We start from the raw sequence: 18,697 nt of genomic DNA, 5'->3' as shown, positions 1-18,697 counted from the left end.
CTTATTCCTTCCTTTCCCTAAACTCTAACTTTATACCTGTACCTGTAAAATCAAAGTTTTCCCTTAATTGATTCTCAATATATCTTTCATAGGAAAAATGAATACATGATGTATCATTTACAAAAAATACAAAAGTAGGTGCCTTTGTTCCTATTTGGGTAACATAATATATTTTTAATCTTTTTGTTCCTACTACAGGAGGCTCTTTCATCATTACAGCTTTACTTATTACATCATTCAATACTCCTGTTTTTATCTTTTTAGAATAATTAGAATAGCACTGCATAACCATTTCTAATACTTTTTGAACCCTCTGACCAGTCTTTGCGGATATAAACAAGTATGGTGCATAAGACATAAATGAAAGATTTGTTCCTATTTGCTTTTTAAAAGTATTTATGGTATTTGTATCCTTTTCTACCAAATCCCACTTATTCACTATAACCATTATAGCCTTGTGCATTTCATGAGCATAACCTATTATTTTTTCATCCTGATCTGATATTCCTTGAGTAGCATCTAGCATAAGTATACAAACATCTGCTCTTTCTATAGCTGCATAAGTTCTTATTACACTATATCTCTCAATTTCTTCCTTTACTTTACTTTTTCTTCTGAGTCCTGCTGTATCTATAAGAGTAAACTTCCCCTGATCTGTTTCTAAATAACTATCAATGGCATCCCTAGTAGTTCCAGGTACGTCACTTACTATAACTCTATCTTCTCCTAATAATTTATTAATAAGAGATGATTTTCCTACATTAGGCTTTCCTACAAAAGCTATCTTTACATACTCATCATCTTCATCATCTAATTTATCGTCATCAAAATATGATACAACTTTATCTAACATATCTCCAAGTCCAAGTGCTTGTGAAGATGATATTGCCATAGGTTCCCCTATTCCTAAATTATAGAATTCATATGCATTATCTTCATCTTTTAAACTATCTATTTTATTAACTACAAGTACTACAGGTTTTTTACTTACTCTAAGCATCTGTGCTACTTCTCTATCTGCATCTGTAAGTCCCTGCTTTCCATCCACTATAAATATTATAACATTAGCTGTTTCAACAGCCATTGTTGCCTGTCTCCTCATTTGAGAAATTATTATATCACTATTTTCAGGTTCTATACCACCTGTATCAATTATAGTTAAATTATACTTAAGCCAATCAGCTTGTGCATATATTCTGTCTCTAGTAACCCCTGGTGTATCTTGAACTATAGATATTCTCTTTCCAGCTAACTTATTGAACAATGTAGATTTTCCTACATTAGGTCTTCCTACTATTGCTACTATTGGTTTTCCCATTTTTATTCCTCCTCACAATGGTCATTTATTATCTGTACTAAGTCTTCTCCTGTAAAATCACATACAATAACTTTTCTATTTAAACCCTTACTTAACTCTTCTACAGTTATATCATCTAAAAATACTTTCTCATCATTTGGTGCTAATTCATATCCTTTTCTTAACATAACATTAGGAATTATAACATAGTCTCCTAATTCTACGTCCTTTAACTGCTGGATTATATCACCGCCAGTTACAAGTCCTGCTACAGTTATAGTATGGCCAAAAAAATTATTAATTATTTTTTTTACCTGTATATTAATTTTATTATTAGCACTACATATACGCTTAGTACCTTTTACTATCTCCTCATAAGCAGAAACTCCTGTTACTATAGTAAATGAACCTTTTATGTTTCTTTTTAAGTTTTCCAAAGAATTTTCAATGGCATTTCTAAAAACCCTTATGGTACCTATACCATCTTCTAACTGTTCAAAACCATCGTAAAAATCTGATAATGGAACATCTCTTTCTGCCAAAACATAAAATTCATCTGACAATCTTACAAACGGAGATCCTATTTCTTTTAAATATTTTTGTTGAAGTTTAAATACTTTATCCAATTGTTGCTCTGCTGTTTTTTTATCATACAATTTAAGATTGTATAACCCTTCTCTATATTTTGTAGTACCTACAGGTACTACTGCTAAATTTTGAATTTGAGGATACAATTTGTATAAATCCTCTATAGTTTTTTCTAATTCTTCTCCATCATTTATTCCTGGACAAGAAACTACCTGGCAATTCAAACTTATGCCTGCTCCAGCTAACCTTTTTAATCTATCATAAATGTTTCCTGCAAACCTATTATTAATCATTTTCATTCTAAGTTCTGGATTAGTTGTATGTACGGATATATTTATTGGACTAATTTTATATTCAATTATTCTGTCTATATCTTCTTCTTTCATATTTGTTAAAGTAACAAAATTACCTTGAAGAAAAGCAAGTCTTGAATCATCATCCTTAAAATAAAGTGTTTCTCTCATTCCTTTAGGCAGCTGATCTATAAAACAAAATATGCAATTATTGTGACAGCTTTTAGGTTTATCTAAAATAGCATTTTTAAATTCAATACCTAAATTTTCATCATACTCTTTTTCTATTTCTAATTCCCATATTTCTCCCGACTTTTTTTCTATTTCAACATTAACATATTCATCGCACATGAGAAATTTATAATCTATAATATCATTAACAATTTTACCATTGATGCTTAATAAATAATCTCCTACTTCTATTCCCATTTCTTCAGCAATACTTTCCGAATCTACTACTGCTATCTGATTTTTCATATATACAACTCCTTTTTGATCTATAAACAACTAGCAATACGGCGGCTCTATCATTTAAAAAATATCCATTTAGTAATATTACCCTAATATGATTATTTAGTCAACGCATTAGCATATTATTTAAATAAAACAAAAAACCCTTCATATTAAAGAAGGGTGATTGATATCTTAAAATAACTTTATTAAAAACATTGTTAAAGCTGAAATTGCAGCACTAGCTGGTATGGTAATCACCCAAGCTGTTACAATATCTTTTGCTATAACCCACTTTACTGCTGAAAATCTTTTAGATGCACCGACTCCCATTATAGAACCAGTTATTATATGTGTTGTACTTACTGGTGCATTTAACATAGTTGCAGTAAACATTACTGCTGATGCACTCATTTCAGCTGAAAATCCATTAATAGGTGCAAGTTTAGTCATACCTGTTCCCATTGTTTTAATAATCTTTTTTCCCCCAAGACTTGTACCCAAAGCCATGGCTAAAGCACAACAAATCTTTACCCAATTTGGTATTTCAAATTGTGTAATAAAATTTCCACTTATAAGTGCCATTGTTATAATTCCCATAGATTTTTGAGAATCATTACATCCATGATTAAAAGCTATAAGCATACCTGAGCATATTTGAGCCTTGGAAAAAACCTTACTAACTGACGAAGGTCTTGCTTCCATAATTTTTAAAATGGTATTCATAGCGGTCATAACTGCAAATCCTATAACAAATCCTATTATAGGTGATAAAAAAATCCATATTACAACTCTCCATATTAAGTTTGACCAATTAACTATACCAAAAGACCATTGAAAAACTACAGCAGCGCCAATTAATCCTCCTATAAGAGCATGTGAAGAGCTACTTGGAATTCCAAAATACCAAGTTATTATGTTCCATATTATTGCACCAATCAAAGCAGCTACAATCACAATTTGTGATATGTGATTTGGATCTACAATACCACTTCCTATAGTTTTAGCAACTCCTTCACTGACAAAAGCTCCAACAAAATTTAATGTAGCAGACATTATTACTGCTTGCTTTAATGTTAAAACTCTAGTAGATACAGAACATGCTATAGCATTAGCACTATCATGAAATCCATTAATAAAATCAAAAATTAAAGCAGTAACAACTATAACACATATTAAAATCAAAGTACTACTAAGCATTTTTCATTACTACTCCTTCAATTACATTAGCTATGTCTTCACAAGCATCTAGAGTATCTTCTAAATACTGGTAGATTTCTCTCCATTTAATAACTTCAATAACTTCAATATTTGATCTAAAGAGATCTCCAATAGCTGCTCTTGAAATCCTGTCTCCCTCTTCTTCGATTCTATTAATTTCTATAATCTTTTTATTCAGATACTTACTGGTTTTCATGTTTTTTAACTCTTCCATCACAGTAATAATTTCTTTACAACTTGCTGCAATCATATCACTTAATATTATTGCCTCTTTGGTGGCTTTAGTTACATTCAACATAACAAATCTACTTGCAGTAGACTCTATAAGGTCTATAATATCATCCATATCCTTTGCTATAATGTAAATATCCTCCCTATCAAAGGGTGTTATAAAAGTCTTATTTAGTTGTTCAAGTATTTGATGCTGCTTTCTATCTCCTTCGTGTTCCACCTCTTTAAGTTTTTTTAAATTTTCCTCTGAATTGTCAAGATTCTTTAGAAATTCTACTAACATATTAGAAGCCTTATAAGCTATATTAGCAGTTTCTACGAAAAATTCGAAAAATTTGTCTTCTTTTGGAGTCAAACTAAACAATTCTATCCCTCCTGCTTTAAAAGTATAAATTTTCGACCTTATAAAGTATAACATAGATTTTATAAAAATAAAATATAAACTTACCATATATTTGTCTAGTAATCATTTTATAGTGGTACAGTCTACCTTCATTTTTCCATACTTTCTACATTATACTACACAAATATTCTCTATACTACATATTTTCCTAAAACACCTTCATTGATTACAATTAATCCTCTTTATACTGATTTTTTTTAAGATATGTAAATTATAATTTAACTTAGCTGACAAAATATAAAAAGGATGCTGATATTACTTCAACCTCCTTTTTGTAATGCCCATCAATATATCATTTAAAGAATAATGCAAATTTCTATATAATCAAAATTTATTTTTCTATTCATTTAAATCTTTCAATTCTCCTGTAACTAAATATATAGTCCATTCACATATATTAGTTACATGATCTCCAATCCTTTCTAAATATTTACATACAAATAAAAGCTGAGTTATTTGATTTATATTTTCTTTGCTGCTTGCCATTATTGTTATGAGTTCAGTTAAGACACTTTTATATAACCTGTCTATGTCATCATCCATTTTGCATACATCATAAGCTCTGTCAACATCCCTATCTACGTAAGCATCTAAAGCACTTCTTATCATCTTTTTTACTATATCCGCCATTTTAGGAATATCTATAAGCTCCTTAACATACTTTTCATTTTTAAGCCTCTTTGTTATTTTTGCTATATCTACTGCATAATCTGCCATTCGTTCCAAATCCGTTACTAATTTAGTAGTTGTAAAAATATTTCTTAAATCTATAGCTAATGGTTGTTCTCTAGCTATAAGCATTATACACTTATTCTCTATTTCCTTTTGAAGATTGTCTACTAAATCATCATTTTTTATTATGGTATCCGCTAATTCAACATCTTTCTTAACTAATGATTCTATACACTCATATATTTGCTTTTCAACTATGCTTCCCATTCTTAAAAGATCATTATGAAGTTCTTTTAAAGCAGTATCAAATCCAGTTCTGGTCATTAATCATCACCTCTACTTAAATTAAGTTTCTGCATATTAAATATATATTTTTGTTTATAAATAGTTTTAACCAAATCTTCCTGTTATATAATCCTCTGTCCTTTTATCCTGAGGTTTATAAAAAATACTTTCAGTTTTTCCACTTTCAACTATTTCACCATTAAGAAAAAATGCTGTATAATCCGATATTCTTCCTGCCTGCTGCATATTGTGGGTAACTATAATTATAGTATACTTTTTCTTTAGTTCATCCATGAGTTCTTCTATTTTTAATGTAGATATTGGATCTAATGCGGAAGTTGGCTCATCCATAAGTAGTACTTCTGGCTCTACAGCCAAAGTCCTTGCAATACATAATCTCTGCTGCTGTCCACCTGAAAGTCCTAATGCGCTTTTATTCAGCCTATCTTTTACTTCATCCCAAAGTACAGCACCTCTTAAACTATTTTCAACTAATTCATCTAACTTACCTTTATCTTTTACTCCGTGTATCTTAGGTCCATATACTATATTATCGTATATAGACATTGGAAAAGGGTTAGGCTTTTGGAAAACCATACCTACTCTTTTTCTAAGATCTATTACATCGTAATCTTTATATATATTTTTATCTTCAAATAGTACTTCTCCTTCTATTTTTACAGATTCTATTAAATCATTCATTCTATTTAAAGTTCTTAAAAAAGTTGATTTACCACAACCCGATGGACCTATTAATGCTGTAACTGCATTTTTTTCTACATCTAAATTAATTTTTTTCAAGGCCTGAGTACTTCCATAATATAAATCAAGCGCCTTAGTTTGTATTATACCCATTTAGCTTCCTCCTTATTTTTTACCAGCATACGATTCATATATTTTTTTTCCTAATATTCTAGCAATTAAATTAAATAATAAAACCATTATTATAAGTACTGCTGATGATCTATTAGCTATAGCTGTTGCATCTGGTACCATACCCTCTGAATTAAGTTTCCAAATATATACTGACAATGTTTCTGCAGGTCTCATTACACTGAAAGGAGATGATTTTCCGACTAAGCTAAAGTTATCAAACGGAAGTACTGGTGCACTCATACCTGCCGTATATAAAAGTGCTGCCGCTTCACCAAATATTCTTCCTGATGCCAATATTATTCCTGTTAAAATTTGAGGAATAGCCGAAGGTAATATGACATTTTTTATAGTTTGCCACTTAGTTGCTCCAAGACCAAGGCTTGCTTCCTTTACAGATTTACCCGCTGCCACTATAGCATTTTCACTAACCCTTGTTAATGATGGTAAATTCAACACTGTTATGGCTAATGCTCCTGATAAAAGTGTAAACCCCCAGTTAGTCATACCAACAAACACTAAAAGTCCGAAAAGACCTACTACTATAGATGGCAATGAAGCCATAGTTTCAATACATAGCCTTATTATATTTAGTAAAAGTCCCTCTTTTGCATATTCCGCTAGATATATGCCAGCACCTACTCCAAAAGGCACAGTTATTATTAAAGATATAACTAACATGTAAAAGGAATTGAATAACTGAGGCCCTATTCCTCCTCCAGCTTCTCCAACTTTAGGTTTTCCAAATAAGAAAGAAGGATTCAGCGAGTTTCCTCCCTTATACAATATATATCCTATCAAGGCCATTAGAAGCAATATTACAAATCCAGATATAACATATAAAATTCCAGTCCATATCTTATCTTTTAATTTAGCATTCATTTATTTAAGTTCACTCCTTTTCCCAATGGCTCTTATTAACAAAATAAATAGAAATGATATCACTAAAAGCAATAAAGCAAGTGACCATAATGCATCATTCCACGCAGTTCCTGATATTGTATTCCCCATATCCATAGTCAAAATACTAGTTAAAGTAGCCGTTGGGCTTACTAAATCTTTAGGAAATTTGATTGAATTACCTATAACCATTTGAACAGCTAAAGCTTCTCCAAAGGCTCTTGCAATTCCTAATACTATTGAAGTTAATATACCACTTTTAGCTGCTGGCAATATAACCTTACTTATAGTTTGCCATCTAGTCGCACCCAGTCCATAGGATGCTTCTAAATAGCTCTTAGGAACAACTCTAACAGCGTCTGCTGATAAACTAGCTATAGTTGGTAGTATCATAACACTTAATACTATAATACCTGCTATTAAGCTAAATCCAATACCTCCAAAACCTTTTTTAATAAAAGGTAGTAAAACACTAAATCCTATCCAACCATAAACAACTGAAGGTATTCCTACAAATAATTCTAATGCAGGTTGAACTAATTTCTTTCCTATACTTGGTGAAATGAAGTTCATAAAAATTGCTAGCGCAATACTTATAGGTGCACTCAAAATAACTGCACCTATAGATACTAAAGTAGAACCTGCAATAAATATAAGTGCTCCCAATTTAGGTTTTTCACTATCCGGATTCCAATTAGCAGTAAATAAAAAGTCTTTTAATGAATATCCATGCTTTATAAAAGTATTTAATCCCTTTACAGTTACAAACCCTATTATACTTAAAGTTAAAATTATTATTAACATTCCACAAAATATGGCAAAGCCTTTGCCCAAATATTCAGTTTTTAACTTTTTCCAAAAGGTTCTTTTCTTTATACTATTCTCCATGCTCTCTACCTCAATATTAATTTAATGGCTGACTGATTAAGCAGCCAGCCTCCTAGAAACTATTTATTTTTAATTTCGCCCATTGGAATATATCCTAATTTTTTAATTAATTCATTATTTTCACTGTTTACCATGTAATCAATAAATGCTTTTGATAAATCTTTAGCTTCACCCTTTGTATACATATGCTCATATGACCAGAAAGAATATTTTCCAGCAACTATATTTGCTTCATTTGCATCTACTCCATCTATTTTTAATGGTTTCACATTTTCTTTAACCTTATCACTTAAATATGACAGTGCTAAATAACTTATAGATCCTTTTGTAGATTCTATTCCCTTTTCAACATTTCCGTTTGAATCCTGTGTAGTTCCTAATCCTTCTTTTTCATCTTTTCCGCCCATTACTGTATCTTTAAATGTTCCCCTTGTACCAGAAGATTTAGCTCTATTTATTACATTTATAGGTAAATTATCTCCGCCCACCTGATTCCAGTTAGTAATTTCACCAGTAAATATTTTTTGTATCTGATCTTTTGTCAAAGAATCAACTTTTACATCTTTATTTACAACTACTGCAAAACCAATAGCACAAACTTTATGATCGACTAATTCTTTTACCTTTTGTGCATCTAACTTGGCTGCTTCTGCTGTTATATCAGAGTTTCCTATATCAACAGTACCTTCTGATACTAGTTTCATTCCAGTACCACTTCCTCCACCTTGAACATTAATAGTTGCTCCTGAATTTTTTTCTGTGAATTTTTTTCCAACTTGTTCAGCTAATGGTTGAAGTGCAGTAGAACCTCCTAACGTTATTTGTTTTTTACTATCTTCTGAAGATGATTGTTGTTTTGATCCACATCCTACAAATGCACCTGTTACAAATATAACTGCTAGTGCAGCTATCATAATTCTAAAGCCTTTTCTCTTCATTACATAAACCTCCTATAATTTTTAATGTTTATTAGATTTAATTTATTCCCTATGAATACTATAATAACTTTACAAGGTTAATCCATTATTATACATAGGTTAATTAAAATTAACATAGTTAATTTAATTATTTTTACCTCTTTTATTAAAAATATAATAAAAGAACATTTAAATACACTGCATTTAAATGCTCTTTTCAAAATATTCAATAAAATTATTTAATTTTACTTACTTAACAAACACTTAACATTACTACCATAAGTACCGAAAGTTTCTTACAGTAATGTAAATATTTTAAGTACTATTATAATTAAAATTTATATAATAGGTACTTCTAAAATAAATTTACTTCCTTTCTCCACTTCACTTTCTACTCTAATGCTGCCATTTAGAGACATAACTATATGTTTTACAATAGCAAGACCTAATCCTGTTCCTCCTTGTTCCCTTGATCTTGATTTATCAACTCTATAAAACCTTTCAAAAATTCTATTCATATGCTCTTTTGAAATACCTACGCCTGTATCCTCAACCCATATTATACAATTGTTATTTTTAACCCCTGTACCTATTTTTACAATTCCATTATTATCGGAGTATTTTATAGCATTGTCTATTAAATTTATAATCATTTGCTTAAATCTGTCACTATCGCCTCTTAAATTCGGAACTTTATCTCCTAATATAATAATTTTTATATTTTTCTTTTTAGCTGAATTTTTCACCAAACAACATACATCTTTTATAATAAGATTCACATCAATTTCTTCTAATTTATGCTGTATACTATTTTCTATATTTGAAAGTGTTAAAGTATCATTAATTAGCCTGGTTAACCTATCAGCTTCATCATTTATAATGTTCAAAAATTTTTCTTTATTTGCTGAATCATCTACATATTTTAAAGTTTCTGCAAAACCTTTTATTGAAGTTAGTGGTGTTTTAAGTTCATGAGAAACATTAGCTACAAATTGTGATCTCATGTTTTCCAATCTTTTTATATCCGTTATATCTTGTACTACAGCAACTGTACCAATTTTTTCTTTAACATTTATTATATCTGCAGTTCTTATCCTTAAGTTTCTTTCCTTAGGCCATAATATCCTTATTTCCCTGTAATCTTCATTAGTATTTTTAAATACATCTTCAAATTCAAAATCTCTTATATTGTCCATAAGATTTTCACCAATGATATCTTTAGTTACTCCAAATATCTTTTTTGCGTAAGGATTCATCATAATAATTTTATAGTTTACATCCACCGCTATAACTCCACTATCCATACTCTTTAGTATAGCTTCTAATTTATTTTGTTTATCTAAAACATCATTTAAAGTACTATTAAGTTTATCTGCCATATTATTAAAAGTTATACCTAATTGCCCTATTTCATCTTTAGAAATTACCTTTACCCTTCTATCCATTTTACCTGACGCAATACTTGATGTAGTGAGTTCTAAATCTTTAATAGGTTTAACTATGGTATAAGAAAGCTTTGACGCAAATATTATAGAAACTGCTATAGAAAACATCACAGTAATTATATAATATTTAAGGTAACTCATTTCTATTCCTTTAATAATTTTCATATCTATAGCACTTCTTATTATATACCCATTATTAACTGATGTAGCAAAATATAAGGTCTTTTTTCCTAAAGTAGTACTATATCTGATACTATATCCTACACCATATTTTCTTGCGTCTTTAATTTCTTTCCTGCTATTATGATTATCCATAGTTTCTGCATCGGCTGTAGTATCACTTAAAACTTTTCCTTTTTCATCTATTAATGTTTCTCTAATAACATCATTCTTAAAATTATCTCTAAAAGAAAAATTTTTATTATTAAACCCTTCAGTTTTTAATACATTTATTATAATCTGATTATTTATTTTTAAGTTTTTCTTTGCATTCTCCATGTACTCATAATTTTCAATAAATACAAATAAAGTAGTAACTATACCAAAGGTAACAAGCAAAGTAATAAGCATAGTTATCATTAATTTTTTTTTCATTTTATCACCAATTAATCTCCAGAGGTAAATCTATATCCTATTCCTCTAATAGTTTCTATAAACTTGGGGTTCTTATCATCTTCCTCTATCTTTTGCCTTAAATGTCTTATATGAACATCCACAGTTCTTGTTTCTCCTATATATTCATACCCCCATACTTTATCTAATAAAAAATCTCTTGTCATAACTCTTCCTTTATTTTTTATTAAAAGTTCTAATACTTCAAACTCTTTTAAAGTAAGCTCTAGTTTCACTCCATCTTTTAAGATCTCGTACTTTTCAAAATTTATACTTATTTTTCCAAAGTCGTAAATTTTATCTACAGATTTAGCATTAGTTCTTCTTAACACCGCCTTTACTCTAGCTAATAATTCCCTTATAGAAAATGGTTTAGTAATGTAATCGTCCGCTCCAAGCTCCAGTCCTAGTACTTTATCAAATTCTTCTCCTTTTGCAGTTATCATTATTATAGGTGTTGAGGATATAGAATTATCTTTTCTAACTTCTTTACAAACATCATATCCATCCATTCCAGGCAACATAATATCTAGTAATATTAAATTGGGATTTTCTATTTTAGCTAACCTTAATGCATCTAAACCATTACCCGCGCAAATCGTTTTATACCCATTATTATCTAAATTAAATTTCATTAATTCTGTTATGTGTTCTTCATCATCTACAATAAGTATTTTCTCTTCCGACATAAACCTTCCCCCCCATTCACAAAACTATTTTAAATAAATAAATGAGAATAATCTTCCATAATTTTTATTTCTTCTATAAGAGTGAGTTTTATATTTTTTATTACAAAATGTACATATATTTAAATCTTTTATATTGCTTTCATCTATATTTTTTAAATTTAACTGATGCATTATACACTTTTTCAAGCTCAAATATCTTTTATTACATATATCCACATTTTTATATATTTCTAAACTTTTAAACTTATCTATAAGATCTTCACTTACTTCATAACAACACTCATGTATATGAGGCCCTATATAAACTATTAAATCTTCACACTTGGTTTTATACTGCATCTCCATTTTTTCAATAGTCTTCAATACTATACAATTAAAAGTCCCTCTCCATCCACTATGTACTGCTGCTATTACATTTTTAACTTTATCATATAAAAGAATTGGAACGCAATCGGCTGTAAAAACACCTACCGCTAAATTTCTTTTATTTGTAATTAAAGCATCTCCTTCTTCTATTTCTCCTTTATAGTCAACAATTTTATCACTATGTATTTGATTTAAAAAAGCAACTTCACTTACTCCAAACCACTTTTTAATATTTTCCAAACTTTGTTTCCCACTAAAAGAATTTTTATTAAAATCCAATTCACATTCAGCAGTAGAAAAAATCATATCCGCCTCTCCTAGGGATACTTTTATAAATTTATATTGCTCAATTTTTAATTCTTCCATTTTACTCCTCCATATACAAGCCTTTAATTACATTTTAACATTGTTCTTTTTACACATATAACATTTTTAAAAAAATTAACAATTTTAACTTGAATTTAACACACTTCACTCTTATTAATAACTGTTAAATTTAATTAATGATAAATAAATAGCATACTATATAAGTATGCCATTTATTTATCACTAATTAAATTTTTAATTTCCTCCATAAAAGTATTTATGTCCTTAAACTGTCTATATACAGAAGCAAATCTTACATAAGAAACTTCATCTATGTTTTTTAGATATTCCATTATCATTTCTCCAATATATTCAGAATTTACTTCTGTTAGCATTTCATTACTAATTCTTTTTTCAATTTCATCAGCTATGCTTTCTATTTGCTGTCTAGACACAGGTCTTTTTTGACAAGCTTTTATTAATCCATTTATTATTTTTGTTCTATCAAAATATTCTCTATTCATATTTTTCTTTATTACTAGTATAGGAACATTTTCAATCTTTTCATATGTAGTGTACCTTCTACTGCATTTTAAACATTCCCTTCTTCTTCTAATAGACATATTGTCCTCTGTAGATCTTGAATCTACAACTTTACTTTCTCCATAGCCGCAATAAGGGCATTTCACATCTATTCACGTCCTTCTAAACTCAATTTTAATTTTTCTTAAGATTATTTAATATATATATTATACACTTTTTTCAATAAATTTCTACTATTAATCTTTTATAGCAAAATCCTGGCTTTCAACCAAAACTACATCTACACCTATTTTTTTAATATTCTCCCATGGAATTTCTATATCATCACTCTTGCCAAACCAAGAAATTTTTGCAGATGGTAAAACAATTGATATAATTTTGCATTCATCACAATCTACTTTTAAATCTTTTATAAACCCTAATTTTGCTCCAGTATTTATTTCTATAATTTCCATAGACCTCAAATTACCTATAGAATATAATCCTTTTTCTTCTTCCATTTTCATCCTCCTTTTTATCCTTTTTATTAATATATGAACTATGCAAACTATTAATTACTATAAAAAAAAGTGCTGAAAATAACTTAATATTTTCAACACTTTATAAAACTTATTTATAAACATTATAATTACTAATATTCAAACATACTTTCTCATATGTCTTAAAGCAGTTTTTTCAAGCCTAGACACCTGTGCTTGTGATATGCCTATCTCATCTGCCACTTCCATTTGAGTTCTCCCATCAAAGAATCTTAAATTAAGTATGAGTTTTTCTCTATCATTTAATTTTTTCATAGCTTCTTTTATAGCTATATTTTCAAGCCAGCTATCATCCACATTTTTATTATCACTTATTTGATCCATTACATAAATTGCATCCCCTCCATCATGATAAATTGGTTCAAATAAGGATACTGGATCCTGTATAGCATCTAAAGCAAACACCACTTCCTCCCTAGGAACTTTTAGTTCCTTTGCTATTTGTGCTACTGTAGGTTCTTTATTGTTTTCACTTATAAGTTTATCTCTAACCTGTAATGCTCTATAAGCAATGTCTCTAAGAGATCTACTTACTCTTATAGAATTATTATCTCGTAGGTATCTTCTTATTTCTCCAATAATCATTGGTACAGCATATGTAGAAAACTTTACATTTTGGCTTAAATCGAAATTGTCAATTGACTTAATAAGTCCTATGCATCCTACTTGAAATAAATCATCTACATTCTCTCCTCTGTTATTGAATCTTTGAATTACACTAAGTACTAATCTTAAATTTCCTTTTATAAATTTTTCCCTACAGCTTAAGTCTCCATTTCTCATCCTTATTAGTAATTCTTTCATCTCTTTTTCTTTTAAAACTGGTAGTTTTGCTGTGTTTACACCACAGATTTCAACTTTATTAATTATCATAAAGTCATCAGCCCCTTCAGAATATATCGCATTTTAATTGTTTCCTAAGGAGCTAAATTTTATACTAAAGACAACCTTATAACATTTTATTTATTTCCTTTTTCAATCTTTTTATTATCCTTTTTTCTAATCTTGAAATATAAGATTGAGAGATACCAAGCATATCAGCTACTTCCTTTTGAGTTTTCTCATTTTGTCCATTTAATCCAAATCTTAAATTAACTATTTCTTTTTCTCTATCACTAAGTTTTTTCATAGCTACCATAAGTAACTGTTTATCTACTTCATCTTCTATTAAGTTATAAACCACATCATTATCTGTACCTAATATATCAGATAAAAGCAATTCATTTCCGTCCCAATCTATATTTAAAGGCTCATAAAAAGATATTTCTGCTTTCACCTTACTATTTCTTCTTAAATACATAAGTATTTCATTTTCAATGCATCTTGAAGCATATGTAGCCAACTTTATTTTTTTGCCTGGATCAAAAGTATTAACAGCTTTGATAAGCCCTATAGTTCCTACAGAAACTAGATCCTCTACATTTACACCTGTATTTTCAAATTTTCTTGCTATATAAACTACAAGTCTTAAATTGCGCTCTATTAAAGTTGATTTAACATTTTCTTCTCCCCCATCCAGTTTTGATACTAAATCGTCTTCTTCCTTCTTAGTAAGCGGAGGAGGTAACACATCGCTTCCTCCTATATAATAAACTCTTTTAGCCAAACACTTAATTTTAATTAATATTCTATTTAGCAGTATTTTTAGTTTTATCATAATCATCCTCCAATTAATAAATGTTATTGTACTTCACCATATTTTTACAAAACTAATTTTTGTCATCATATAACTCCTCTAGATAAAAGTGCATGATATTCATTAAAATCACTTAATTTTTCTTCACAAAAGGCCACTATAACTTGTCTCACTAATTCTTCTTTTGATCCATATATTTTTATACATTCAGGTTTAAATCCTTCTAAATTACCACTTTTCCCACTAACAACTCTATAAGGAATATAAAATTTGTCATAAACGTTTAAATCTACATCTTTAAATATTGATTTTTCCACTATTATTACTGGTAAATTTGTAGCAGGTTCTCTTAATTCATTACCTGTATCTAAAAAAGCTTCCACTGTCTTTTTAGAATTTTTTAGTACAATATCTATATTGTATGTGAAACATTTTAATTCTTTTCTATCTTTTATATAAATTATTATTCTATGAATTAGCATATATATTATCATAATTGAAATCATAAGTTTTTTATAAGAAAAATTTATAATCGCAAAGTAATTATTATTGAAGCCACTGTATTCTATAAAAATACACGCACCAGCAAGTACCATAGAATATAAAACAAATATTGATAGAGCTTTACAAAAAACCATAAACTTTAATCTTCTGAAAACTATTAGTATCATAATCCCAGCCACTACCACCTTAAATGGTAAATACGAAAAAACTTTTAATTTAGGATAAAGTAAAGTTATTACATAAATACTTCCTATAGATGATGACAAAATCATATTTAATAATTTGGGCTTTATCCTTAATGTTTGAGCTGTTACATATAAAAGAAATAAATTTACTATTAAATTTTCCATGATCAATACGTCTAAATAAACAACCAAGTAATCTTTTCACCTCCACCCAATTATTACCAAATCCACATTTTTATTATATAACTAATTTTTCTAAAATTTTGTCACTTTTTAATAAAAAATAATATTTTTATTTCTCATATTACCCCAATAATTTCAAATTTAATTTTTTAAACAGTAAAATAAAAAAACCATGCATAATTTTTATTAATTATACATGGTTTCTCATTTTACTATTTCATTATCTTTTTTGCCTTCTTAAGAAAGCAGGAATCTCAAGGTTATTTTCATCATAATTATATTCAATCTTTGAAACAGCAGCCTCATCTTTATTATTAAAATCATTTACAGGATTGTTATGTTTAGATTGTTCCATATTATTTTTAGCAGTAACTTCTTGTTTAACATTTTTATCTTCTGATTCAAATCCCGTAGCAATTACAGTAATTCTTATTTCATCTTTTATATTTTCATCTATTACTGCACCAAATATAATATTAGCATCTGGATCTGCCGCTTCCTGAACTATTTCTGCTGCCTCATTTATTTCTAGAAGTCCTAAATCCGCTCCACCTGTTATGTTTAATAGCACACCTGTAGCACCTACTATGGAAGTTTCAAGCAATGGACTTGATATAGCTTGCTTAGCTGCTTCTTGAGCTCTGTTATCCCCTGTGCCTCTACCTACACCCATATGAGCAAGACCCTTGTCTATCATAATAGTTCTAACATCTGCAAAGTCTAAATTCACAAGTCCGGGTATAGTAATAAGATCAGATATACCTTGAACACCTTGTCTCAAAATGTCATCTGCAAATTTAAAGGATTCCATTAAAGTAGTCTTTTTATCTACAATACTAAGTAATCTCTCATTTGGTATGGTAACTAAAGTATCCACCCTATCCTTTAGTTCTTTTGTCCCTAATTCTGCATGAAGCATTCTTTTTCTACCCTCAAAAGGAAAAGGCTTTGTAACTACTCCTACTGTGAGTATTCCCATAGATTTAGCTATTTCAGCAATAACAGGTGCCGCCCCTGTACCTGTTCCTCCACCCATTCCTGCGGTGATAAAAACCATATCGGCTCCTTTTATAGCTTGAGATATTTCTTCTTTACTTTCCTCTGCCGCCTTTTGTCCAATTTCAGGATTAGCACCTGCTCCTAATCCTTTAGTTAGCTTATCTCCTATTTGTATTTTTTGCGATGCTTGTGATAACATCAACGCCTGTTTATCTGTATTTATAGCTATAAATTCAACATTTTTAAGTCCTTCTCTTATCATTCTGTTGACAGCATTATTACCGCCGCCGCCGCATCCTATTACCTTTATCTGAGCAAATTGTTGAACATCAACATCAAAATCTAGCACAATACTACCTCCTCATTAGAAAAAATCCGTAAAAAATTCTTTTATTTTTAACACAATTCCATTTTTATTTTCACTCTTAACTTCTTTTTTGTCTTTACCTTTAGTATACCCTTTATATTCATTTTCTTGAAGCTTTTCAGTTTTTCCTGAAAAATTACTGCCTTTTGCTGCATATGAAACATCTTTTACTATTCCAGCTATACATGCATACAAAGGATTAGATGAACCAACAGTGCCTGGAGTTCCTACTCTAACTGGTTTTTTAATTATATTACTACTAAAATCCTCAATACCTTTAATTAACCCTAAACCTCCACCAACTATAACTATACCTGACACTTTTTCATAGTACTCGCTACTCCTTAATTTTTCATCTATGATATATAATAATTCTTCAACTCTAGCTTCCACTATTTGCTTCAGCGTATAGTAGTCTACTTGAATTTTATTATTATAGTCAGCATCAACTTCTATTTTTGTGTTATAGTTAGCATCATCTTCACCTACGCTGGCATATTTAATTTTTAAATTTTCAGCTTCTAAAAAAGGGATTTTTAAGCACACAGAAATATCGTTAGTTATAATACTTCCACCTAATGCTGCTGTTTCAATATTGGTTAAATTTCCTCCTTCGTAAACATAAATATTTGTACATTCAGCACCCATATCTATCACTGCTACACCTCTTTGAATTTCATCATCTTTAAGTACAGCCTGTGATATAGCCAAGGGCTGAAATACTACTCCTAAAACTTTAACCTCAGCCTTAATTACACTTTTAAAAAGATTATTAACAACAGTAGTCTGCGCTAAAATTATCTGTGAATCCACTTCTAATCTTAATCCGCTCATACCTATAGGATCCTTTATCTTATCATAACCATCTATTATATACTGCTCAGGTATGACACCTATAATTTCTTTATCGGACGGAATGGTAACAATTTTAGATGCTTTTAAAACTCTTTTCACATCATTTTCTCTTATTTCTCTATCCTCCGAAGATACCGCTACTACACCTTTATTCCAAAGTAATTCACTTATACCGCCTGGTAATGATATATATGCTTCTTTAATTTTTATATCTACCATTCTTTCTAAAGCCGTAATGCACTCTCTTACAGCTTCTGAAGTATTATCTATATCAACAACAATTCCTTTTTTTACTCCATTACATTTTGCTGATGTAATGCCAATAATTTGTACTTTACCGTACTTGTCCATTTTTCCGGCAGCAGCACGAACTTTTGATGACCCAATATCTATTCCTATTATATATTCATCCATCAAGTACATTTCCCCCCTTAGAGAACCATCCAAAAG

The 18,697-nt window shown here is 29.4% G+C and carries 19 protein-coding genes; all 19 read right to left on the bottom strand.

Annotated features, from left to right (window positions below):
• Position 1 precedes the first annotated feature (1 nt).
• Positions 2-1,318: a ribosome biogenesis GTPase Der gene (gene der, locus HBE96_RS23880; protein WP_169300218.1), complete on the bottom strand. Its 1,317-nt coding sequence runs from the start codon at positions 1,316-1,318 to the stop codon at positions 2-4.
• Between the two features lie 2 nt (positions 1,319-1,320).
• Positions 1,321-2,655, bottom strand: a complete 1,335-nt coding sequence (locus tag HBE96_RS23875) for a DUF512 domain-containing protein (RefSeq protein ID WP_169300217.1) — start codon at positions 2,653-2,655, stop codon at positions 1,321-1,323.
• Between the two features lie 168 nt (positions 2,656-2,823).
• Entirely contained in the window at positions 2,824-3,828 is a 1,005-nt protein-coding gene (locus HBE96_RS23870; protein WP_169300216.1) for an inorganic phosphate transporter, read from the bottom strand.
• Entirely contained in the window at positions 3,821-4,444 is a 624-nt protein-coding gene (locus HBE96_RS23865; protein WP_169300215.1) for a DUF47 domain-containing protein, read from the bottom strand. Before HBE96_RS23865 ends, HBE96_RS23870 begins: the two co-directional genes overlap by 8 nt.
• Before the next feature lie 378 nt (positions 4,445-4,822).
• The gene (phoU, locus tag HBE96_RS23860; RefSeq protein ID WP_169300214.1) at positions 4,823-5,479 is read right to left on the bottom strand and encodes a phosphate signaling complex protein PhoU; all 657 of its coding nucleotides are present in this window, start codon (positions 5,477-5,479) and stop codon (positions 4,823-4,825) included.
• A 66-nt stretch (positions 5,480-5,545) separates the two neighbouring features.
• Complete coding sequence (gene pstB / locus HBE96_RS23855; RefSeq protein WP_169300213.1) at positions 5,546-6,295, bottom strand: phosphate ABC transporter ATP-binding protein PstB; 750 nt, start codon at positions 6,293-6,295, stop codon at positions 5,546-5,548.
• Between the two features lie 12 nt (positions 6,296-6,307).
• Complete coding sequence (gene pstA, locus HBE96_RS23850) at positions 6,308-7,195, bottom strand: phosphate ABC transporter permease PstA (protein ID WP_169300212.1); 888 nt, start codon at positions 7,193-7,195, stop codon at positions 6,308-6,310.
• A complete protein-coding gene (gene pstC / locus HBE96_RS23845; protein ID WP_169300211.1) occupies positions 7,196-8,101 on the bottom strand; it encodes a phosphate ABC transporter permease subunit PstC in 906 nt (301 codons plus the stop codon).
• 59 nt (positions 8,102-8,160) lie between these two features.
• Positions 8,161-9,039, bottom strand: coding sequence for a phosphate ABC transporter substrate-binding protein PstS family protein (locus HBE96_RS23840; RefSeq protein ID WP_169300210.1), 879 nt, complete (start codon positions 9,037-9,039; stop codon positions 8,161-8,163).
• Positions 9,040-9,356: 317 nt separating this feature from the next.
• Positions 9,357-11,057, bottom strand: coding sequence for a two-component system histidine kinase PnpS (gene pnpS, locus HBE96_RS23835; protein WP_169300209.1), 1,701 nt, complete (start codon positions 11,055-11,057; stop codon positions 9,357-9,359).
• 11 nt (positions 11,058-11,068) lie between these two features.
• Entirely contained in the window at positions 11,069-11,764 is a 696-nt protein-coding gene (locus HBE96_RS23830; protein ID WP_169300208.1) for a response regulator transcription factor, read from the bottom strand.
• Between the two features lie 24 nt (positions 11,765-11,788).
• A complete protein-coding gene (pgeF, locus tag HBE96_RS23825; RefSeq protein WP_169300207.1) occupies positions 11,789-12,496 on the bottom strand; it encodes a peptidoglycan editing factor PgeF in 708 nt (235 codons plus the stop codon).
• 173 nt (positions 12,497-12,669) lie between these two features.
• On the bottom strand, positions 12,670-13,125 hold the full coding sequence (gene nrdR, locus HBE96_RS23820; RefSeq protein ID WP_169300206.1) for a transcriptional regulator NrdR: 456 nt from the start codon (positions 13,123-13,125) through the stop codon (positions 12,670-12,672).
• Positions 13,126-13,215: 90 nt separating this feature from the next.
• Positions 13,216-13,479, bottom strand: coding sequence for a YlmC/YmxH family sporulation protein (locus HBE96_RS23815; RefSeq protein WP_169300205.1), 264 nt, complete (start codon positions 13,477-13,479; stop codon positions 13,216-13,218).
• 138 nt (positions 13,480-13,617) lie between these two features.
• The gene (gene sigG / locus HBE96_RS23810) at positions 13,618-14,391 is read right to left on the bottom strand and encodes an RNA polymerase sporulation sigma factor SigG (RefSeq protein ID WP_169300204.1); all 774 of its coding nucleotides are present in this window, start codon (positions 14,389-14,391) and stop codon (positions 13,618-13,620) included.
• A 76-nt stretch (positions 14,392-14,467) separates the two neighbouring features.
• Positions 14,468-15,175, bottom strand: a complete 708-nt coding sequence (gene sigE, locus HBE96_RS23805) for an RNA polymerase sporulation sigma factor SigE (protein ID WP_169300203.1) — start codon at positions 15,173-15,175, stop codon at positions 14,468-14,470.
• A gap of 65 nt (positions 15,176-15,240) precedes the next feature.
• Positions 15,241-16,035: a sigma-E processing peptidase SpoIIGA gene (gene spoIIGA, locus HBE96_RS23800; protein WP_169300202.1), complete on the bottom strand. Its 795-nt coding sequence runs from the start codon at positions 16,033-16,035 to the stop codon at positions 15,241-15,243.
• A 211-nt stretch (positions 16,036-16,246) separates the two neighbouring features.
• Positions 16,247-17,374, bottom strand: a complete 1,128-nt coding sequence (ftsZ, locus tag HBE96_RS23795; RefSeq protein WP_169300201.1) for a cell division protein FtsZ — start codon at positions 17,372-17,374, stop codon at positions 16,247-16,249.
• A gap of 15 nt (positions 17,375-17,389) precedes the next feature.
• A complete protein-coding gene (ftsA, locus tag HBE96_RS23790) occupies positions 17,390-18,661 on the bottom strand; it encodes a cell division protein FtsA (RefSeq protein ID WP_169300200.1) in 1,272 nt (423 codons plus the stop codon).
• Positions 18,662-18,697 lie beyond the last annotated feature (36 nt).

It is taken from the genome of Clostridium muellerianum (assembly GCF_012926525.1).
Lineage (GTDB): Bacteria > Bacillota > Clostridia > Clostridiales > Clostridiaceae > Clostridium_AM > Clostridium_AM muellerianum.
Note: the sequence above shows the minus strand (reverse complement) of the source record. Positions and strands in the feature narration are given on the sequence as shown.